The 21,008-nt window shown below is 72.1% G+C and carries 15 protein-coding genes; 12 read left to right on the top strand and 3 right to left on the bottom strand.

Annotated features, from left to right (window positions below; all coding sequences use genetic code 11):
- Nucleotides 1-405 precede the first annotated feature (405 nt).
- Nucleotides 406-2,967, bottom strand: coding sequence for a hypothetical protein (locus tag C1701_RS14735; RefSeq protein ID WP_337661681.1), 2,562 nt, complete (start codon nucleotides 2,965-2,967; stop codon nucleotides 406-408).
- A gap of 199 nt (nucleotides 2,968-3,166) precedes the next feature.
- Here C1701_RS14735 and ahcY point away from each other — a divergent pair, with 199 nt between their 5' ends.
- The 9 genes from ahcY (at nucleotide 3,167) to secA (ending at nucleotide 16,630) form a co-directional block, all read left to right on the top strand.
- A complete protein-coding gene (ahcY, locus tag C1701_RS14740) occupies nucleotides 3,167-4,630 on the top strand; it encodes an adenosylhomocysteinase (RefSeq protein ID WP_026419304.1) in 1,464 nt (487 codons plus the stop codon).
- A gap of 972 nt (nucleotides 4,631-5,602) precedes the next feature.
- Nucleotides 5,603-6,244: a dTMP kinase gene (locus C1701_RS14745; protein ID WP_026419302.1), complete on the top strand. Its 642-nt coding sequence runs from the start codon at nucleotides 5,603-5,605 to the stop codon at nucleotides 6,242-6,244.
- Nucleotides 6,228-6,848 (top strand): hypothetical protein, encoded by a 621-nt coding sequence (locus C1701_RS14750; protein ID WP_026419301.1) that lies wholly within the window; start codon nucleotides 6,228-6,230, stop codon nucleotides 6,846-6,848. Before C1701_RS14745 ends, C1701_RS14750 begins: the two co-directional genes overlap by 17 nt.
- Before the next feature lie 225 nt (nucleotides 6,849-7,073).
- Nucleotides 7,074-7,751 carry an MtrAB system response regulator MtrA gene (mtrA, locus tag C1701_RS14755; protein WP_026419300.1) on the top strand — a complete coding sequence of 226 codons (678 nt, stop codon included), beginning with the start codon at nucleotides 7,074-7,076 and terminating at the stop codon, nucleotides 7,749-7,751.
- A 16-nt stretch (nucleotides 7,752-7,767) separates the two neighbouring features.
- Nucleotides 7,768-9,705 (top strand): MtrAB system histidine kinase MtrB, encoded by a 1,938-nt coding sequence (gene mtrB, locus C1701_RS14760; RefSeq protein WP_026419299.1) that lies wholly within the window; start codon nucleotides 7,768-7,770, stop codon nucleotides 9,703-9,705.
- On the top strand, nucleotides 9,702-11,492 hold the full coding sequence (locus tag C1701_RS14765; RefSeq protein WP_026419298.1) for an LpqB family beta-propeller domain-containing protein: 1,791 nt from the start codon (nucleotides 9,702-9,704) through the stop codon (nucleotides 11,490-11,492). The genes mtrB and C1701_RS14765 overlap by 4 nt, the downstream gene beginning before the upstream one ends.
- Nucleotides 11,493-11,571: 79 nt before the next feature.
- Nucleotides 11,572-12,315, top strand: coding sequence for a ComF family protein (locus C1701_RS14770; protein WP_051314088.1), 744 nt, complete (start codon nucleotides 11,572-11,574; stop codon nucleotides 12,313-12,315).
- A 440-nt stretch (nucleotides 12,316-12,755) separates the two neighbouring features.
- The gene (hpf, locus tag C1701_RS14775) at nucleotides 12,756-13,454 is read left to right on the top strand and encodes a ribosome hibernation-promoting factor, HPF/YfiA family (protein ID WP_103056040.1); all 699 of its coding nucleotides are present in this window, start codon (nucleotides 12,756-12,758) and stop codon (nucleotides 13,452-13,454) included.
- A gap of 272 nt (nucleotides 13,455-13,726) precedes the next feature.
- The gene (secA, locus tag C1701_RS14780; RefSeq protein ID WP_026419296.1) at nucleotides 13,727-16,630 is read left to right on the top strand and encodes a preprotein translocase subunit SecA; all 2,904 of its coding nucleotides are present in this window, start codon (nucleotides 13,727-13,729) and stop codon (nucleotides 16,628-16,630) included.
- A gap of 14 nt (nucleotides 16,631-16,644) precedes the next feature.
- Here secA and C1701_RS14785 read toward each other — a convergent pair whose 3' ends face one another.
- Complete coding sequence (locus C1701_RS14785) at nucleotides 16,645-17,277, bottom strand: Rv3235 family protein (protein WP_337661682.1); 633 nt, start codon at nucleotides 17,275-17,277, stop codon at nucleotides 16,645-16,647.
- Nucleotides 17,278-17,558: 281 nt separating this feature from the next.
- Between C1701_RS14785 and C1701_RS14790 the strand changes: the two genes are divergently transcribed.
- On the top strand, nucleotides 17,559-17,942 hold the full coding sequence (locus C1701_RS14790; RefSeq protein ID WP_103057053.1) for an HAD-IA family hydrolase: 384 nt from the start codon (nucleotides 17,559-17,561) through the stop codon (nucleotides 17,940-17,942).
- A gap of 43 nt (nucleotides 17,943-17,985) precedes the next feature.
- Here the strand turns inward: C1701_RS14790 and C1701_RS14795 are convergent, their stop codons facing one another.
- Complete coding sequence (locus tag C1701_RS14795; RefSeq protein WP_030105011.1) at nucleotides 17,986-18,756, bottom strand: TrmH family RNA methyltransferase; 771 nt, start codon at nucleotides 18,754-18,756, stop codon at nucleotides 17,986-17,988.
- 167 nt (nucleotides 18,757-18,923) lie between these two features.
- Here C1701_RS14795 and C1701_RS14800 point away from each other — a divergent pair, with 167 nt between their 5' ends.
- The gene (locus C1701_RS14800; protein WP_026419293.1) at nucleotides 18,924-20,396 is read left to right on the top strand and encodes a WS/DGAT/MGAT family O-acyltransferase; all 1,473 of its coding nucleotides are present in this window, start codon (nucleotides 18,924-18,926) and stop codon (nucleotides 20,394-20,396) included.
- On the top strand, nucleotides 20,393-20,902 hold the full coding sequence (locus C1701_RS14805) for a DUF6912 family protein (RefSeq protein ID WP_026419292.1): 510 nt from the start codon (nucleotides 20,393-20,395) through the stop codon (nucleotides 20,900-20,902). Before C1701_RS14800 ends, C1701_RS14805 begins: the two co-directional genes overlap by 4 nt.
- Nucleotides 20,903-21,008: the final 106 nt, after the last annotated feature.

Genomic DNA, 21,008 nt, shown 5'->3' on the forward strand with positions numbered 1-21,008 from the left:
CGGGTGGGGGTTCCTCCCGGACAGCCCGGTCCACCACCCGCGCGTCGGCGGACCAGTCCGAGGCCGGGGGCGGCCCCACGAGAACCCGGGACGGACGCGGCCGGCGGCGCCGCCGTCGAGCCGGACCCGGGCGGTGCCTCGGGTTGACCCCTCCGGGCGCCAGGGGGACCGGGGAACCCGCCCGAGGGAGCCGGGGAGTGCGGCGTCACGTCATCCAGGGCACCACGCGGATCTCCCCGCGCGCCGGCGGCCAGCTCCTCGGCGTCCCGGCTCGTGACGGCGGTGAGCGGCGTCCTCTCCGCTCGGGGGCGTGGTCCCAGAGCCCGGGCCCGAGGGTCACCCCAGGGCGCGCGAGCGCTCCTCGCGTGCGGCTCCGGGCCGGCGACGCCCGTCGACCCCGAACGCTCAGCCGCCCTTCACCGGCAACTCGGCGGCACGTTCCCAGGGAGTGCTGCGGCCCCGGGGGATCTCGGTGGGAGGTGGCACGGGGTCGGATAACGACGTCTTCGACGGTCGTCCCGGCGGTCGTCCTCGGCCCTCCGGGTCGGCCGGGCCACCACCACCGCCGTCGATCGGGTCCGCCGCTCCTGGTGGAGGGGACTGGCCGGCGGCGGCGCCGTCCGAGCCCACCCCCAACGCGCTGAGCAGGCTGCCCGTCGTCGGGGTGTCCCTCGGTGGCAGTTCCAGGCCGGCCGCGATGGCCACCGCGCGGTCCCACTCCGGGTCGACGGGGTAGTCGTAGTGCGAGAGCACCCCGGGGCTCCACCGACGACCGGTGAACGGCCCCCGCATCGGGTCGGGGAGCCAGTGGTCGCCGCCGAGCACCAGGGCGCCGTTGGGGCTCCGCGTCGCGGCGGGCAGGGGGCCGACCGAGCCGTCGGCGCGGAACCCGACGCCGATCAGGGTCCCCTCGTAGACCTGCCGGTTCCAGGTGGTGACCGGCCCGCCCAACGGGTCCGTCCCACGGCAGAGGGAACGCCACCGGCCCCGGAGCGCGCCGGACAGCTCCGCCAGGGAGGACAGCGGCACCACCGAGGGGAACGCGCGCGCGTAGATCCACTGGAGCTGGGAGCCGTGCGTCACCAGACCGACCCGGTGCCGGTCCGCGTCGGGCAGGGACTGCGCGAGCCGCGCCGCCGTGACCGCCGCCAACAGACTGCCCTGGCTGTGCCCGGTGATGACCACCCGGACCCCGGGGTCCTTGAGGTGGTGGACCACCCGGTCCGCCAACTCGGGGATGACCTTCAACGCGTAACAGGGCGGCACCGTCGGGTGGGCCTCCCTGGGCCAGAAACTCGTCAGGTCGGCGAGGATGCCCAGCACCTTGGCGGTTTCCGGGCGCCGTTTCGCCAGGTGGACGGTGCGCAGCAACGCCAGGGCCAGCGCGGCGAGCACCACGACCCCGATCCCGGCGAGCGGGTCGAACCAGTCGGGCAGCGAGACGTCCGCGAGCCGGACGACCAACGCGATCAGCGCACCGGCACTGAGCACCCCGGCGACCAGCAACAGGATGTGGTGCAGGTGCCGGCGCTGCGCCGCGGCCCACCACCAGGCCCTCGCGCCTACTCGGGAGTCCTCCGGTCGGCCCGCGTGCAGGAGCGTGGTCTCGGGCGGGGCCAGTCGGTCGCGGCGCTCGGCGAGCCAGCGGCGGAAGAGCACCACCGGGACGACGACCGCGACCGCGACGACGGCGAGAACGGCACCGGCGCCCCACAACAGGGTGATCGCCTCGTAGCCCTCCGGATCGGCGAGATGTCCTCGCCCCAACAACTGGCGGACGGTGAGCGTCAACCCGGCACCGAACCCGGCTCCCAACAGGGCGGCCAGGGTGAGCACCGGAGCCGAGAACCAGCCCCCGGCCCAGGGGCGCTGGTCGCGCGGTTGCCCGCGCCACTCCACCCGCGCCAGCCAGGCGGCCGGGACGAGCAGGGCGCCGAACAGGACGCAGCAGAGCGCGAGCAGGGCGGCGACCACCTCGACGGTGAGCGTCGATGCCGGCAGCTCGGCGGGCAGCGGGCCCAACCGGACCGACACCAGGGCCACGAGCAGTACCGACGCGCCGACCATGACCTGGGACGGCCAGGACCCCAGGAACCGCCGGAGCCTTCCCCCCAGGCCGCCCCTGGCCCGCAGCTCCGGTGGGTCGTCCAACAGGGCGGTGGCCAGGAGCCCGAAGAGGAACAGGGCGGCGGCCGACCACCACAACCAGTCGTTGGAACCGTCGGTGGCGCCGGTGGGCCCGCCCAGCGCGAGGATCGCGACCACCGCCAGCGTCGCCACGGTGTGCGTCATCCGGAGAACGGGGGTGTCGGGGTCGGCGATGACGGTCTCGCCGGGGAGGCCGGCGAGCCGGCTGCGCCGCCGCTCCGGGTCGGCGGGCAACGGGTCCGAGGACCTGTTGACCTTCCAGCTCACCGTCGACACCCGGTGCAACACGGCGACCAGGGCCACCACCGGGAGCAGGCCGAGCACGGCGCGTCCCAGGTCCCACCCGCGCAGGGAGTCCGGCGCGAACGGCAGGCAGGAGGAGCCGGGCCGCAGGCACTGCGTCGCGACGAGGTCGAGGAAGATGACGGTGAGCTGGGACACGAGCAGGCAGGAGAGCAGGAGCGCGGCCAACCGGAGCAGGGCGCGCAGCAGGTGGCCGAGCCCCCGGGAGGCGGCGCTGCCCTCCCGCACGGGAGGCAGCATCCAGTGCGCGACGTTGGCCATCGCGAAGGGGAAGAGCAGTGCCCAGGTCGCCTTCGCGAACCCGCCGGAGGTCATGCCGCCCCAGACGTAACCCTCGACGACACGTGGCACCGGCCGTCCCCCGGCGTTGAGCATCGGTCCGGGCGCGGGTCTGCGGAGCCGGTCGGCGGGGCGGACGAGTTGGCCGAGGCCGTCCCCGGCCACCTCGACGGCGGACACCGATCCGGTCAGGTCCTCCGGGGTGGTTCCGAGAACGCCGTGGACCCTCAGCTCCACGACGCGTGTGTCGGGCCCGGGTATCACCACGGCCACCGCCCTCCCTGCCCCGTCGTGCTCCGTGCGATCGATTATCGGTTCTCCGGTGGTGGATCGGTGGCAATCCTGGGCTATTTGATCGTCACTGGCGAGTATTGGGGCTCCGGCGTGGCGAACGGTAGTGTGCGGGGGCTGTTCCCATGTCGTGAGGAGACGCCTGATGAGCGCCGAAAGGCTCCAGACCCGTGCCGGTATCGAGTTCGCCATCGCAGACCTGTCACTCGCCGACTTCGGACGCAAGGAGATCCGGCTCGCCGAGCACGAGATGCCCGGGCTGATGGCGCTGCGGCGGGAGTACGCGGGCACGTTTCCGCTGCGTGGAGCCCGTATCTCCGGATCGCTGCACATGACGGTGCAGACCGCGGTGCTGATCGAGACGCTGGTGGATCTGGGCGCCGAGGTCCGGTGGGCGTCCTGCAACATCTTCTCCACCCAGGACCACGCGGCGGCCGCCGTCGTCGTGGGTCCGAACGGCACCGAGGAGGAGCCCAAGGGCGTCCCCGTCTTCGCCTGGAAGGGGGAGACCCTGGAGGAGTACTGGTGGTGCACCGACAAGATGCTCACCTGGGGTGGGGGCGCCCTGCCCAACATGCTCCTCGACGACGGTGGCGACGCCACCCTGTTGGTGCACAAGGGAACGCAGTACGAGAAGGCCGGCGTGGTTCCCTCGGCGGCCGACGACGACCCCGACGAGTGGAAGGTCATCCTCGACCTGCTCGGCCGCTCGCTGAAGGAGGACGACTCGCGGTGGACGCGTGTCGGGGAGTCCATCCTGGGCGTCACCGAGGAGACCACCACCGGCGTCCTGCGCCTGTACCAGCTCGCGGCGGCCGGTGAGCTGCTCTTCCCCGCCATCAACGTGAACGACTCGGTCACCAAGTCGAAGTTCGACAACCGGTACGGCATCCGGCACTCGCTGATCGACGGCATCAACCGGGGCACCGACGTCCTCATGGGCGGCAAGGTCGCGGTGGTGTGCGGCTACGGTGACGTGGGCAAGGGCGCGGCCGAGTCGCTGCGGGGTCAGGGCGCCAGGGTCATCGTCACCGAGATCGACCCGATCTGCGGTCTCCAGGCCCTGATGGACGGGTACCAGGTGTCCACGCTGGACAGCGTCATCGACCAGGCCGACATCGTCATCACCACCACGGGCAACAAGGACGTCGTCAGCGCCGAGCACATGTCCCGGATGAAGCACCAGGCGATCCTGGGCAACATCGGGCACTTCGACAACGAGCTCGACATCGCGGGGCTCGCCCGGTGGAAGGGCGTTCGGCGCGTCAACATCAAGCCGCAGGTCGACGAGTGGGTCTTCCCCGACGGCCACTCGATCATCGTGCTCTCCGAGGGGCGCCTGCTGAACCTGGGCAACGCCACCGGGCACCCGTCCTTCGTGATGTCGAACTCCTTCTCCAACCAGGTGATCGCCCAGATCGAGCTGTTCACCAAGCACGAGGAGTACGACAAGGAGGTCTTCCGGCTGCCGAAGAAGCTCGACGAGAAGGTCGCGCGCATCCACCTGGAGGCGCTGGGTGGTGAGCTGACCAAGCTCACCAAGGAGCAGGCCGAGTACATCGACGTCGCCGTCGACGGCCCCTTCAAGTCCGAGCACTACCGGTACTGACCGTCCCAGTCCCCGGCGGATGCCCCGCCGGGGGCCGCTCCCGGTCGCCCACCTGTCGCCGGCGGGCTCCCGTGCGGTGCCGGGTCCGCGTCTCGGCGCGGGCAGCGGCTCCGCCCGGCCCGAGGAGCACCCCGTCCCGCCCGAGGGCGGCGGTCCCGCGCGCCCTCCCGACGATGTGCCGGACTCCGGTTGGTCGGGGCGCCCCGCAGCCGAGGGACCATCCGGCCGTGGTGGGTCGCCCGCTGCCGCCGCGTGACGCGCCCGGGTGCCCTCCGGGCGGGTCGTGGTGGTGGCGGTCCTCGGTCCCCCCCCGTTCGGCGCGCGCCCTGCCTCGGGGGGCAGCACCTCCCCCCGCCCCTCGTCGCGAAGCCGCCACCCTCCCCTTGGCCAAGGCGCCGGTGGCCGGGCTCCGCCCAGCCCCGAGCCCGGCGGTGATCTCCTCGTGCTGGCTGGGCGCGGGCGGGGCCGTGCACCCGGCCCGGAGGAGGTGGTGCGCGAGCCAGCCGCCCCCGTCCGAGCACGGGGCTGGCCGCCGCTGCCGCCGGGCAGCGCCCCGCTGGTGGGGTGCCGGCTGAGCGGTCCGCCCAACCCGTGGTGCCGACGGGAGGCGTCGAGGCGGCTGGTGGTGCCGGCGGCGCGTCGCGGGGCCCGGAGGGCGACGACCGGTGCCGGACCTGGGTGCCACCACCGCCGGGGCCGGCGCCGAGGGGCGGACCGCCCCTCGGCCGTGCCGTCCTCACGCGTGCCAGTCCCGCCGGCGGCGCGAGGACGCGCGGGCCCGCGCCCGCCGCCAGGCGCGCCTCATCCGAGGGGTGCGGAGGGGGTTCGCGGCCCAGGAAGCTCCCACCGCCTCGGGCGGCCGCCCACCGCCGTGGTTCGCCGTCGCGACGTCGTGCGCCTGGTGACCGGCCACGAGCGACATCCGTGGGCCGGCGTCCGCGGGCTCCCGAGGGGTGGCTACGGTGTGCGCCCGTGGGACGCTTGATCGGGATCGAGGGCATTGACGGAGCGGGCAAGCGGACCTTGTTCGGGAAGCTGAGCACGGCACTCACCGAACGCGGGCTGAGCGTGCGCGGTCGAGCCTTCCCCCGCTACGGCGTGGACGTGCACGCGGACCTGGTGCGGGACGCCCTGCACGGCGACCTGGGTCCGGTCTCGGACTCGCCGCACGCGATGGGCCTGCTGTACGCGCTCGACCGGCGGGACGCGGCGGAGGGCCTGCGAGCGGACCTGGAGCGGTACGACGTCGTGCTGCTGGACCGCTACGTGGCGTCGAACGCCGCGTACGGTGCCGCCCGGCTGCGCCAGGACGCCGACGGCGACTTCGTGCGCTGGGTGCACGACCTGGAGATCTCCCGCTTCCGGCTGCCCGTCCCCGACGCGCACCTCCTGCTCAGCGTCACCCCCACCGTCGCCGCCTCCCGAGTGACCCGCCGTGAGGCGACCGAGGTGGGGCGCGAACGTGACATCTACGAGTCGGACGCCGACCTCCAGGCTCGGTGCGCCGCGCTCTACGAGCAGCTCGCCCGACGCGGCTGGCTCGCGCCCTGGACGGTCGTGGACGCGGTGTCCACGGTGGATACGAATCGGTTGGTCGATGAACTCTTCGGCTGAACAGCCGCACACCCTCGTACTCGCCCTGCTCGACGAGGTGCGGTCCGAGACTGGCCTGCCCGTGACGGACTGGGTCCGGGAGGAGCACGGCGACCACTCGATCGTCGAGGTCTGCCCGCCCGACGCCGCCGGTGACGTCGTGGTGTGGCTGCTCGGCCAGATCGCGCTGGTCTTCCTGGACATCGCCGAGCCCGTCGAGTTCGACCTCCGGGAGGAGGGTGAGGCGGAGCGCCTCCACTCGCTGTTGCTCGCCGCCGCGCGGGGGCAGGTCGAGTTCGACGAGCTGGTGGGCAGGTCCGCGAGCCACCCCTACGCCGTGCGCTGGCCCGGCGGCGAGCACCGGGTGACGGTGTCCTCGTGGACCTGGATGTGGCGGCGGCGCATGACCCACCGGGTGCGGCGGTTCCCCTCCTGGACGGGGGCGGCGGAACCCGGCCGGGTCCTGGCCGACGTGCCCGACGGGCACCCGACGGGCACGAGCGAGGACGACGGCGCTCCCCCCGGGGAGGGCTTCCTGGTCGCACCCCGCGAGAGCCTCGAGAGTCCCCCCACGAAGAGCGTGGAGGCCGCCGGAACGGCCTTGGGAGGCAGCCGTTCCGACTAGCCCGACCCCGTCCCGACCACGCCTGCCCCACGCGTAACGAACCGGTCACCGGAAACGGTCTAAGACCGGGGGATACAACGTGATTCGAGTCACCACGGCGTGGAAGAGGGGGAGCTGGTGCGAAATGCGAGCACCGTGCACGGCGAGCGGTTCGGTAACAACGGTCACGTCTCACGTCCCTGGGTGGTGCGTTCCCGCAGGGCAGCCAATGCGACGATATCCAGCATGAAGTCGCGTGTACTGGTAGTTGACGACGACCCCGCACTCGCCGAGATGCTGACGATCGTCCTCCGGGGCGAGGGATTCGACACCGCGGTCGTCGGCGACGGCACACGCGCCCTTCCCGCCGTGCGGGAGCTCAAGCCGGACCTGGTGCTGCTGGACCTCATGCTCCCCGGGATGAACGGCATCGACGTGTGCAAGGCGATCCGCGCCGAGTCGGGCGTTCCGATCGTGATGCTGACGGCGAAGAACGATACGGTGGACGTCGTGCTCGGCCTCGAATCCGGTGCCGACGACTACGTGGTGAAACCGTTCAAACCCAAGGAGTTGGTGGCCCGCCTGCGTGCCCGGCTCCGGCGGACCGAGTCCGAGCCGGCGGAGGTGCTGAGTATCGGAGATCTCACCATCGACGTGCCCGGACACGAGGTGACCAGGGAGGGACGACCGATCTCGCTGACTCCGCTGGAGTTCGACCTGCTGGTCGCCCTTGCCCGCAAACCCCGGCAGGTGTTCACTCGTGAGGTCTTGCTGGAACAGGTGTGGGGTTACCGGCACGCCGCCGACACCCGGCTGGTGAACGTCCACGTGCAGCGGCTGCGTTCCAAGGTCGAACGCGACCCGGAGCACCCCGAGGTGGTACTGACCGTTCGTGGGGTGGGATACAAGGCCGGCCCCCCATGACCCGTGACGGGACCGGGTGGTGCGGGTGAGGAGTTCTGATCGCGGCGGTGAGTCGTTCCACCGGCGCGCCGCCCGGCGGGTCCGGCGAGCTCATCGCCTCGTCCGCCGGCGGCTGGGAGCAGCCGCCGGGTTGTGGCGGCGGTCGCTCCAGGTGCGGGTGGTCGTGAGCACGTTGGCGCTTTCCTCCGCCGTGGTGTTCGTGTTGGTGATGGTGCTCCAGACGCAGATCATCTCGCGGCTGATCGACGGCAAGCGCGACGCCGCGCTGGAACAGGCCCAGACCAGCAGGGAGATCGTCAGCAACGAGTTGCGCGGCTCCAACCCGAACTCGGACGGTTTCGGCACCCAGCTCAGCGCGGCGAGGAACACGCTCAGCACCAGGACCGACCAGGACTCGTCCGGGTCAGCCGGCGTCTTCGACCCGGTGCTGGCCGACTTCTACGGGCGCCAGACCGAGACGGGGGAGCCCCTGGCCCAGTCCGGCCCCCTCGACGACATCCCGGAGGACCTGCGGCGGCAGGTGGAGGACGAGAACAGCCTCGCCTCCCAGATCACCACGGTCGACCGCGACGGGCAACCCGTGACGATGCTCGCGGTCGGCATTCCCGTGCCCACCGTGAGCCGGACGATCCAGCTCTACCAGCTGTACCCGCTGACCCCGGAGCAGCGGACCATCAGCCTCGTGCAGAGCACGCTGCTCGTCGGAGGGCTCGCGCTGGTCGTCCTGTTGGGCGGCGTCACCTACCTCGTGACCAGGCAGGTCGTCCGACCGGTCCGGGAGGCGGCCGAGGTCGCCGAGCGCTTCGCCGACGGGGACCTGGACGACCGGATGCGGGCGACCGGTGAGGACGAGGTGGCCAGGCTCGCCGAGTCCTTCAACGCCATGGCCGAGAGCCTCCAGGGGCAGATCCGCCAGCTGGAGGAGTTCGGCCAGCTCCAGCGCCGATTCACCTCCGACGTCTCCCACGAGTTGCGGACGCCGTTGACCACGGTCCGGATGGCGGCGGACGTGCTGCACGCCTCCCGAGACCAGTTCCCCGCCGGCCTCGCCCGCTCCACGGAGCTGTTGGTCAACGAACTGGACCGCTTCGAGTCCCTGCTCAGCGACCTGTTGGAGATCAGCCGACTGGACGCCGGGGTGATCCAGCTCAGCGCGGAGAGCGTGGACCTGCGGCCGGTGGTGCGCAGCGCCGCGGAGTCGGTGCGCGCGATCGCCGCGACGGCGAAGGTCCGCATCGACCTCCACCTGCCACCCGACCCGGTGATGGTCGCCATCGACTCCCGCCGCATCGAACGGGTGCTGCGCAACCTGCTTGCCAACGCCGTCGACCACGGTGAGGGCAAACCCGTGGAGGTCAGGGTCGGTGAGAGTTCCGCCGCGGTCGCCGTCACCGTCCGCGACTTCGGCGTGGGGCTCAGGCCCGGTGAGGAGGAGCTGGTCTTCAACCGCTTCTGGCGTGCCGACCCCTCCCGGAACCGGCACAGCGGTGGCACGGGGCTCGGGCTGGCGATCAGCCTGGAGGACGCCCGCCTGCACAACGGCGAGTTGGAGGCGGTCGGTGAACCCGGGGAGGGCGCCTGCTTCCGGCTGACGCTGCCCCGGCGTCCCGGGATCGAGCTGACGCGGAGCCCGCTGCCGTTGATGGTGGCGGACCCGTCGTGGGGCGGTGCCCGCTCCTACTACGACGCCGAGCGCCTCGTGGCGGGCGGGGTCCAGGACGACGGGCTCGCCGATCTCGTGAGCGGTGCCGGGCCCGAGGACGGCGCTCCAGCGGGGCCACCCGCTCCGGCACCGGTCGAGGACCCGGACCACCAGGAGGACTCGGTGCTGGTCGGCGCGGAGGACGACGTGGCGGTGGCCGAGGCGCGGGCGACGCGGGAGCGGTTGGAGAAGCTGGGCCTTCCCAGCTGGTCCGAGGCGTTGACCGGCGACCGGGGGAGGGACTCGACGTGACGTCGGGGCGGAGCGGACCTGGTGGGGGAGGACCGGCGGCGAGCCTGCTGGTGATGCTGCTCGCGGGAGTGAGCCTGCTCGCCGGGGGGTGCGTGGCGATCCCGGAGTCCTCCACGGCCACCGTGGCGCAACGGATGGATGACGGGATTCCCGGCGGTGACGTCCAGGAGCCCGACCCGGAACTGGACGCCCCCGAGCTGGCCCGTGCCTTCGTGCAGGCGAGCGCGCGCCCCGACGACGACCACGCGGAGGCGCGTGCGTACCTGACCGACGACGCGCAGCGCCAGTGGGACACCGAGTCCCGCATCACCCTGGTGGACGAGCTCCAGCTGGTGATCCACGACCAGGAACTCGCCGTGAGCGAGGCCCCGGACGATGTGGCGGTCGTCCGGGTCACCGCGCGCCGCATCGGCCGGATCGAGCCGGACATGTCCTTCGTGCCCGACTGGGGGACGCACGACATGCGGCTGGTGATGACCAAGGAGAGCGAGGAGCGGGGGTGGCGGATCAGCCAGCCCCCGACCGACGTGGTCATGACGGTGGACGACTTCAACCTGAACTACCAGCAGGTGCAGCTGTACTTCCACGCCAGTGACCGGCCGGGCCTGGTGCCGGACCTGCGGTACATCCCGGCGCAGCCGAGCACCGCGCATCCCGGGAAGGTCGTCGAGTTGCTCCAGAGCGGTCCCTCGGCCAGCCTCGCCGGAGCGGTGGCTCCCGTGCTGCCCCGGGGCGCGGCGATGCGGTCCAACGTCAGCGACGCGCGGGACGCGGTGATCGAGGTCAACCTGTCGAACCTGGGGAAGGACCCGACACCGGAGTCCTACCGGCGGATGGTCGCGGGCATCGTGCTCTCCATCCAGTCGGTCACCCCGCGTCCGGTGCGGGTGATGTACGAGAACGTCGACGTGCTGCCCGAGAAGAAGCTGTGGCGCATGGTCGACTTCCGGGCGGAGATGCAGGCGTTCGCCCCCAACCTGGACCTGCCGGGGCTGATGGTGCGCAACGGCCGGGTGGAGACGTTGACCGGGGAACCGGTGCCGGGGCCGGCCGGCGCGGGCGACTACCGGGCGGAGACGGCCGCGCAGTCGGTCGACGGGAGCCAGCTCGCGGTCGTGGGCCGTGACCTGGGCGGTCGGCCCACCCTCTGGGTCGGTGGCTACGGCGAGGACCTGCTGCCGGTGGAGATCGACGCCGAGACGCTCACCAGGCCGACGTGGCGGGCTGGCACCTCCGAGTTGTGGACCGTCGCCGACGGCGACACGGTGCTGCAGGTGGTGGCCACGGGGCAGAACGGCTGGGTGACCAGGCCGGTGCCCCACCGGCTGCCGGACGACCAGTTGCCCGTCACCGATCTCCGGCTGTCCCCGGACGGGATGCGGGTGGCCGTGGTCGGGGGTGACGACCTGCTGGTCGCCTCCGTGTCCAGCGACAACGAGGGGCCCAGGATCGGAGGGCACCACGTGTTGCACCGCATCGGGGAGGAGATCCAGGCCCGTTCGGTGGCCTGGCAGTACCCGGCCCCCGGGGAACAGGGCAGCGAGTACCTGATCGTCGCGGTCAGCGGGAAGTACCCGGTGATGCGGATCAGCCCGGACGGCATGGTCTTCCAGCGCTACCAGCAGTCGAACCTGACCCAGGACGTCACGACGGTGACCGCGTTCCCGAAGAAGGACGTGATGGTCGCCGACCAGAACGGGCTGTGGACCGTGCAGGACGTGAACAGCTACTGGCAGCAGCACACCGCCGTCAAGAACGGCGGCGCGGTACCGCTCTACCCCGGGTGACACCCGATCGGTCGGAGTCGGCCGCGATCGAGCGTCGGGAACCCGGTTTCCGTCGGTCCCGCTCGGGAGGCTCCGAACCATGCGTGCGCTGTGCGACTCGGTGCTGGACCTGCTCGTCCCCCGCTGGTGCGTGGGCTGCGACCTCCCCGGGGTCGACCTCTGCGACGGCTGCCGGCGTGGGCTCGGCCGACCCCGCGCGGTGACGAGGAGGCCGGTCGCGGTGGCGGCGCCGGTGTACGCGCTGGCCGAGTACGCCGGCGCGACCAGGTCCGCCGTCCTGGCGTTCAAGGAGCGGGCCAGGCGGGGGCTCGCGGTGCCCCTGGGCCGGGCCCTCGCCGAGGGGATCGGCGGTCCGCACCGTCCCGCAGGAGCTCCACCGAGGCTGGGGCGTGACGAACCGTGGTGGCTCGTCCCCGCGCCGTCCCGCCCGGCCGCGGTGCGGAGGAGGGGCGGGAGCCACGTTCTGCGGCTGGCCGAGGTCGCCGCGGCGGGACTCCGCGCGGGTGGCCTGGCCGTCGGTGTCGCGGACGGCCTGCGGCTGGGACCCGGTGCCAGGGACTCGGTCGGTCTGCCGCCCGCCGAACGGCTGGCGAACCTCGCCGGCCGGGTCGTGGTGCGCCCCCGCCGCCTGCCACCCCGGGGAGCGGAGGTCGTCGTGCTGGACGACGTGGTCACCTCCGGCGCCACCGCCGCCCAGTCGGTGCGCTCCCTCCTCGACGCCGGGCTGCGGGTGCGCGCGGTGGTGGTGCTGGCGGTGGCGGGCGGGGGTTCGGCGCGCCTCGCGGGTACCGGTGGAACGGCGCGTGGCGATTACCTGACGTGACTCCCGGGGTTTCCGCGCTCGCCCGATCGGTTGGTTTCCCGCGAATTTTTCGCGACCAATTCGGGAACTTCGGGTTGCGCGCACCCGTTACCCGGGTATGAGGCGATTACGAGGCGGCGGCAGTGAGGGCGGAGGTCAGCCCGGTGGGACACCGGGTCGGATGAGCATGCCCTCGGTCGTCGACGTCTCGGGACCGCCGAGGGGTGCTGTGACCGTCGGTAGTCATCGCGCATCGCTCTCCACGGGGCTGGGCAATACCGACGGATGGGGCTAACGTGCTCGGCTATCAGTCGCGGAGGGCCAGACGAACCGGCCGGATGACACCGCCGGAGGGAGGCGATCAACTCATGCCATTGGCGTCGTGAGGCCGGATGAGCCCGGGCGCGCTCCGACGCCACCGTTTCACGCATCGCTCGCAGATCGCGCGAGGGAGGTCGTTTATGGACATCGTGGTCAAGGGTCGTAACGTCGAGATCCCGCAGCACTACCGGGTGCACGTGGCGGAGAAGCTGGGCCGACTCGAACGTTATGACCGCAAAGTCATCCGCTTCGACGTCGAGTTGTTCCACGAACCCAATCCGCGGCAGGCGAAGAACTGCCAGCGCGTCGAGATCACCGGCAAGGGACGCGGACCCGTGGTCCGCGCCGAGGCCTGTGCCCAGGACTTCTACGCGGCGTTGGACGTGGCGGTGAACAAGCTGGAGAACCGGCTGCGCCGCATCCACGACCGGCGGAAGGACGGCAGGCGCAAGGCGAAGTCCATCGCGGAGACGATGGCCGGGACCGCCGCCGGTTCCGCCGAGTGGCCGAGCCTCGTCGGGATGCCGTCGGCCGGCGGAGGCGCCGGGAACGCTGATCGCGGGCAGACAGGGAGGACGACCGTGCTGGACACGACCGAGCGCCAGGTGGCTCAGGCCGAAAACGTGAGCGAGATCCCCTCCCAGTGGAGTTCCGACGAACCCGGCCGGATCGTGCGCACCAAGGAGCACCCGGCCGAGCCGATGACCGTTGACCAGGCCCTCTACCAGATGGAACTGGTCGGCCACGATTTCTACCTCTTCTCCGACGCCGACAGCGGCCGTCCCAGCGTCGTGTACCGGCGTCGGGGTTTCGACTACGGTGTGATCAGTCTGGTCTGACTGCCGTGAGTGACGGTTCGCGGCACGGGCCATACTGAGAGTGCGACCGTGCGAGTGGTCCCCGCCCGACAGGATCGGGTCGGGGACCGCCCCGCGAGTGGGGGCGGTGAGGTCGGTGTTCCCGGTGGGCGCGTCCGCGTGGCACCGACTCCGGGGCGCTCCCGCCGGTCATGCTTGCCCCGCACGGACGTATCGCACTCCCAATCCGCGCCTAGTATGGCGGCAAAGCGCCTGTGGCGGGCGCGTGACGATCAGCTAGTGAGGTCGACCGAATGGTCCTGTCCCGACTGCTCCGCGCCGGCGAGGGCAAGACTCTCAAGCGCCTGCGCAACATCGCGGCGCACGTGAACTCGCTCGAGGAGGAGATCGCCCCGCTGACCGACGATCAGCTGCGGGCGAAGACCGACGAGTTCCGCAGCCGTCACGCCGATGGCGAGAGTCTCGACGAGCTGCTGCCAGAGGCCTTCGCCGTCGTGCGGGAGGCCGCCAAGCGCACGCTGGGCCAGCGTCACTTCGATGTGCAGCTCATGGGTGGCGCCGCCCTGCACCTCGGGCAGGTCGCCGAGATGCGCACCGGTGAGGGCAAGACGCTCACCTCGTCGTTGCCCGCCTACCTGAACGCGATCTCCGGTGAGGGCGTTCACGTCGTCACCACCAACGACTACCTGGCCAAACGTGACTCGGAGTGGATGGGCCGGGTCCACCGCTTCCTGGGCCTGGAGGTCAGCGTCATCGTCGCCCAGATGACCCCCGAGCAGCGACGGGAGGCCTACCGGGCGGACATCACCTACGGCACCAACAACGAGTTCGGTTTCGACTACCTGCGCGACAACATGGCGTGGAACCTGCGGGACTGCGTGCAGCGCGGCCACAACTTCGCCGTGGTCGACGAGGTGGACTCCATCCTCATCGACGAGGCCAGGACCCCGCTGATCATCTCCGGCCCGGCCGACCAGTCCTCCCGCTGGTACCAGGAGTTCGCGCGGATCGCGCCGCTGATGGAGCGGGAGAAGCACTACGAGGTCGACGAGCGCAAGCGCACCATCGGTGTGACCGAGGCCGGTGTGGAGCTGGTCGAGGACCAGCTCGGTATCGAGAACCTCTACGAGGCGGCGAACACCCCGCTCGTGGGCTACCTGAACAACGCGTTGAAGGCCAAGGAGCTGTTCAACAAGAACAAGGACTACATCGTGCGCGGCGACGACGTGATGATCGTCGACGAGTTCACCGGCCGGGTGCTCGCGGGGCGCCGGTACAACGAGGGGATGCACCAGGCCATCGAGGCCAAGGAGCGGGTCCCGATCAAGGCCGAGAACCAGACGCTGGCCACCATCACGCTGCAGAACTACTTCCGCCTCTACGACAAGCTGTCCGGGATGACCGGTACGGCGCAGACCGAGGCGGCCGAGCTGCACCAGATCTACAAGCTGGGTGTCGTCACCATCCCGACGAACCGCACGATGCAGCGGAAGGACCAGCCGGACCTGGTCTACAAGACCGAGGTGGCGAAGTTCGAGGCCGTCGCCGAGGACATCGAGGAGCGGCACCGCGAGGGGCAGCCGGTGCTGGTCGGGACGACGAGCGTCGAGCGCTCCGAACACCTCTCCAAGATCCTCACCAAGAAGGGTGTCAAGCACGAGGTCCTCAACGCCAAGCACCACGAGCGGGAGGCCGCCATCATCGCCCTCGCCGGTGTGCGGGGCGCGGTCACGGTGGCCACCAACATGGCGGGCCGGGGAACCGACATCGTGCTGGGTGGCAACCCCGACTTCATCGCGGACAAGGAACTCCGCGACCGGGGCCTGGACCCGGTGGAGACCCGGGAGGAGTACGAGGCCGCCTGGGACGCGGAGCTCGACAAGGCGAAGGCCGAGGCCGAGGCGGAGGCGGAGCTGGTCAGGGAGGCCGGCGGTCTCTACGTGCTGGGCACCGAGCGCCACGAGTCGCGGCGCATCGACAACCAGCTGCGCGGTCGGGCCGGGCGGCAGGGCGACCCGGGTGAGACGCGGTTCTACCTCTCCCTGGGCGATGAGCTGATGCGGCGCTTCAACGCCAGCATGGTCGAGATGGTGATGACCAGGCTGCGGGTGCCCGACGACGTCCCGATCGAGCACAAGATGGTGACCAGGGCGATCCGCAGCGCCCAGACCCAGGTCGAGCAGCAGAACTTCGAGATCCGGAAGAACGTCCTCAAGTACGACGAGGTGATGAACAAGCAGCGGACCGTCATCTACGCCGAGCGCCGCCGGGTGCTCGAGGGTGAGGACCTGCGCGAGCAGATCCACCACATGATGCGGGACGTCTGCACGGCCTACGTGGAGGGCGCCGCCGACGACGGCTACCCGGAGGACTGGGATCTCGAGCAGCTGTGGACCGCGCTGCGCACGCTCTACCCGGTCGGCATCGACTGGAAGGAACTGCTGGAGCAGGACGGCAAGGGGCTGACGAAGCAGGGTCTGCTCGACGCGGTGCTGGCGGACGCCGAACGCGCCTACGAGCGGCGTGAGGCGGAGATCAACGAGCTGGTCGGCGACGAGAACGCCATGCGTGAACTGGAGCGGCGGGTCCTCCTCTCCGTCCTGGACCGCAAGTGGCGCGAGCACCTCTACGAGATGGACTACCTCAAGGAGGGCATCGGCCTGCGGGCGATGGCGCAGCGGGACCCCGCGATCGAGTACCAGCGCGAGGGCTTCGACATGTTCAACGCGATGTTGGACGCGTTGAAGGAGGAATCGGTCGGTTTCCTGTTCAACATCCAGGTCGAGCCGCCGGAGGACAAGGACCGCAAACGCGCCGCCGGCGAGGGCGAGGACAAGGTCGCGGTGACCGTCAGCTCGGGTGCCGGCAGCGCGGACCCGGCCGCCACCCCCGGCCAGGCGAGGACCAACGGCAACGGCGGCCGTCGGCCAGCGGCACCCCCGCCGCCGGCGGCGGAGCAGGCGCCCGTGCCCGCGGCACTGCGAGGCAAGGGGCTGGACGGCCCGGGGCGTCAGCAGCTGAACTACTCGGGACCGGACGAGGCCGGCGCCCCCGCCAACCAGGGTGGTCGAGGCGGCGGCCGCTCGGGTGGCACCGCGAACACCGGCGGGAACCAGGCCGGCCGGAGCCAGAGCGGTAACCGGAAGGACCGCCGGGCGGCCGCGCGGGCCCAGTCGAAGCGCGACCGGCGCGGCTGACCCGGCCAACGGCGTCACCGCCGGCCCCCGTCCACGACGTGACCGGTGCGCCGTGTCCGACCGACGAGGTCGAACACGGCGCACCGCCATGTCCGCCCCACCCTGACGAAGCGGGCGACCAGTGCCTGCCGGCGATCACCCAGGGCCACCAGACCGCTGGCCTCCACCCCGGACCACTCGCCCCGCGCGTCGAGGACGGTCTGGGCGCGCAGCGAGCACAGCCGGTAGGGGGCCGCCGGTGGCGCTCCGGGACCGCCGGGGCGGAGCTCGCGGACCAGGGCTGGGGCCAGCACCGCCCGCAGCTGGCTCGCCGGCCTGCGGCGGGCGAACACCTCGACGATGACGGTCAGGGCGGGCCGCGCCACCCGGTACGCGAGCCGTTCCCCGGCGCGGGTACCACCGGGCAGGAGCACCGGTCCCTGGGCGGCCAGTGCCGCCAGGCCGCTCCGGTGCCACGCCGGTTCGTCGACCGGGGTGCCTTGCTGGGGCGGTGGCGGAAGCGGGCGCAGCGGCGGTTCGAACTCCGGCAGCGGGCGGAGGCGCAGGGCGGGCAGGACATCGGCCAGCAGCCGCTCAGCCTCGTCGCGGACGAGGCCCGGGCTCGGCGGGACCAGCAGTGACGTGCCGGCGGCGAACGAACGTTCCACGGGATCTCCCAGGTTCCGGGACACGGGACACCTGGCTGATCCCCGAGCACCACGCCTGCGGTCACCCGGCCGGGATTTTCACCTGATCAAGTGGTCCCGGTCCACCGTGCGACGTGCGGACGCGACGGTGGGGAGCGTTCTCCCCGTACCGAGCGCCGGACGCGGGCGCTGGCCACCCACCTGACCTCGGGCACGGCCAACCCGGACGACGGACGGCGGTCGTCCCACCTTGGCGCACTACCCTGGGCCGCGTGTCGTCGGATTCGTTGGTCGGCCTGGTCATGGATGTCGGCGGGGTGTTGACCGACCTCGGCGGGGTTCCGGCGTCCGAGGAGCCCCCGCTGCTGGGCGCGGTGCGGCTGTTGCGCCGCCGAGGCGTGCGGACGGCCGTGCTGTCCAACGCCCAGGGGTACCCGCCCGATGCCGGCTGGCGCGCCGACTTCGACGCCGTGGTGGTGTCCGGCGAGGTCGGGATGGGGAAGCCGGACCCGCGCGTGTACCGCCTGACCGCCGCTCGACTCGGTCTCGCCCCCTCCCGGTGCGTCTTCGTCGACGACCTCCCCCGCAACGTGCGTGGTGCCGTCGCCGTCGGCATGGTCGGGGTGCGGCACGACACCGTGGCCGCCACCCTCGAGGAACTGGACGCGCTGTTCCCGGAACGGTGAGCCGTCCCGAACTCCCCGGCGCTCGCCTCGCCCTCGGCGTCCGTCACCCGTCGTGGGTCAGGCCCCGGCGCACCAGCTCGAAGCAGAGCACCGCCGCGGCGCTCGCCACGTTGAGCGACTCGACGCCGCCGCCGAGCGGGATGCGGGTCCACCTGGTCACCTGGCGGTGCACGTCGACCGAGATCCCCTCCGTCTCGCCACCGAGCACGAAGGCCACCCGCTCGTCGGGGAGGGTCAGGTCGAACAGGGACCGGTGGGCGCTCGCCTGCATGCCCACGACCTGGTAGCCCTCGGCCGCCAGCTCCTCGACGGCACCGGCCGCGGTGGCGCACCGGAGCACCGGGGCGTGGAACGCGACGCCAGCCGATGCCTTCACCACCATCGGGTCGATCGCCGCCACGCCCCGCCGGGGCACCACGATGCCCTCCACGCCCGCCGCGGTCGCGGTGCGCAGGATCATGCCGACGTTGGCCGGTGTGGTGATGCCGTCCAACACCAGCACCGTCCTCGGCGCCGGGCCCTCCGAGAGCGCCAGGGACAGCGGACGCATCCGGCGCGCGACGACGTCCGCGAGAACCCCCTGGTCGTGGCGGCCGTTCCCGGCGAGCACCTTCACCCGTTGCGCGGTGGCGCGCTGCACGGTCACCCCACGACGCTTGGCCGCCCGCAGGATCTCACCGGCGGAGTCGCCGCTCGCGTTGGTCGCCAGCACGACCTTGTCCACGGTGAGCTCGGGGTCCGCCAACGCCTCCAGCACCGGCTTGCGGCCGTACACCGTGACGAAGCGGTCCTTCGGGGAGATGGGGGTCTGCATGGCGTCAGCATCGCAAGCCCCCGGCACCGGGGGAGGAGCAGGCCCACCGGGAGCCGCGTCCCGGCCGATCGCCAGGGCGGACGGGGCCACCCGGGCGGCTCGTCCGGCGGCGGGCCGGAGACCCGGAGGGACCGTCGCGCCACCGGCCGCTGTGCCAGGATCGAGGCATGCCCGATCGTCTCTCGGCCCTGGACGCGTCCTTCCTGTACCTGGACGACGCCACCACTCCGATGCACGTGGGCACGGTGCTGCTGCTCCAGCTGCCGCGCCGGTCATCCCGCTCCGCCGGGGCGGGGGAGGCGGCGACGCCCTCGGCCGAGTACGACTGGTTGGTCTCCCTGATCGAGCAGCGGCTCGCGTTGGTGCCCCGGTACCGGCAGAAGGTGGTGGCGGTCCCCGGCAGGTTGGCCAGGCCGGTGTGGGTCGACGACCCGGACTTCGACATCGGGTACCACGTCCGGCGGTCCGCCCTGCCCAGACCCGGCAGTGAGGAGCAGCTGAACGAGCTCGTGGCGAGGCTGATGTCCCGGCCGCTGGACCACTCCCGCCCGCTGTGGGAGATCTACCTGGTGGAGGGGCTGAGCCGCAACCGGGTCGCGGTCATCACCAAGACGCACAACGCGGTCGTCGACGGGGTCGCCGGGGTGGACATCGGCCAGGTCCTCCTCCGGTCGAGCCGTCGTCCTCCCCAGCAGGACCCGGAGCTGTGGATGCCGGAGCCGCAACCCTCGGGTTCCCAGCTCGTCCTCGACGCGGCGTGGGAGGCGGTCCGCCAGCCGGGTGAGGCGGTGGAGAACGCCCGCCTGGCCGCGCTCGACCTCGCCGCCACCGCGCGGAAGCTGGTGGGCGCGGTCACCGGCGTCGCCTCCGCGTTGCGGACGGCGGTGCGTCCCCCGCCGGCGGGCCCGCTCAACGTCGCGATCTCCAGCCAGCGCCGGTACGCCGTCGCGCGTACCTCGTTGACCGACTACCGCAGCGTGCGGCAGCGGCACGGTGGCACCGTCAACGACGTGGTGCTCGCAGTGGTGGCCGGCGCGCTCCGCAACTGGTTGCTGTCGAGGGGGGAGGCGGTCTCCGCGTCGACGACGGTGCGGGCGATGGTGCCGCTCTCGGTTCGGACGGTGGCAGCGGAGGCGTCCGGGCGGGTGACCGAGGGGGCGTGGCACCAGGACCCGGGGGCGGGACAGGTGTCCGCCTACCTGGTGAACCTGCCCGTCGGTGAGAGCAGCCCGCTGGTGCGGCTGCACCAGGTCAGCCACGAGATGCGGGCCCACCAGGAGTCGGGGCAGTCGGTCGCGGCGAACGCGCTGGTCCGGTTGTCGGGGTTCGCCCCGCCGACGCTGCACGCGCTCGGGGCCCGGGCGGCGAACTCCTTCTCCCAACGCCTGTTCAACGTCATGGTGACGAACGTCCCGGGGCCCCAGGTGCCGCTGTACGCGGGAGGGGCGAGAATGCGGGAGATGTTCCCCGTGGTGCCGCTCGCGAAGAACCAGGCGCTGTCGGTGGGAGTGACGTCCTACGATGGCGGTGTCTACTACGGTCTCAACGGCGACCGGGACGCCATGTTCGACGTGGATGTGCTGGCTGGGATGATCAACGAGTCGGTCGAGGAACTGGTCGGGACGGTGGGTGCTGCGTGAGGGTCTACGTTCCGGTCACGGTGACGATGTTGCGGAGCCTGGTCGACACCGGTGAGCTACGGGCGATCAGCGGGACGGCGTTCGCTCTGACCCCGATGCTCCGGGAGTCCTACGCCTCGGGTTCCACGGACGAACTCGAGTACGCCGCGATGCTGGAGGCGGCCCGCGCCTCGCTGCGGTTGCTCGCGGCGGAGTGGGCCGAGGACCAGAAGACCCCGGCTCGTCGCGGGGTGGTGGCGGCTGACGTCGAGGACGTCCGGCTGCGGCCGGACCTGGACGCCGCGGTCGTCCGACTGGCCGGGCCGGTGACCTCCGCCGAGGTGGCCGCCGTGCACCTCGACGACCCCGCCGCCGAGGACGCGGTGCGCACCGCCGCCGAGGTGGTCGACGCCGCCGACCTGGGTGACGACGACGCGGAGTTCCAGATCGGCGAGGCGGAGGACCACGAACTCGCCTGGTACGCCCCGCAGGAGCTGCCCTTCCTGCTGGAGCTGATGGAGCCCTGAGGCAGGGCGGTTCACCCGCCGCCGCCAGGGGCGCCGGCGTCCCGCGCGCGTCCTCCGTCCGTCACCCGCCCCCCGCCTCCTGGCGCCGTCGAGGGGCGGCTCCCGG

This window comes from Actinoalloteichus sp. AHMU CJ021 (assembly GCF_002895405.1).
GTDB lineage: Bacteria > Actinomycetota > Actinomycetes > Mycobacteriales > Pseudonocardiaceae > Actinoalloteichus_B > Actinoalloteichus_B caeruleus.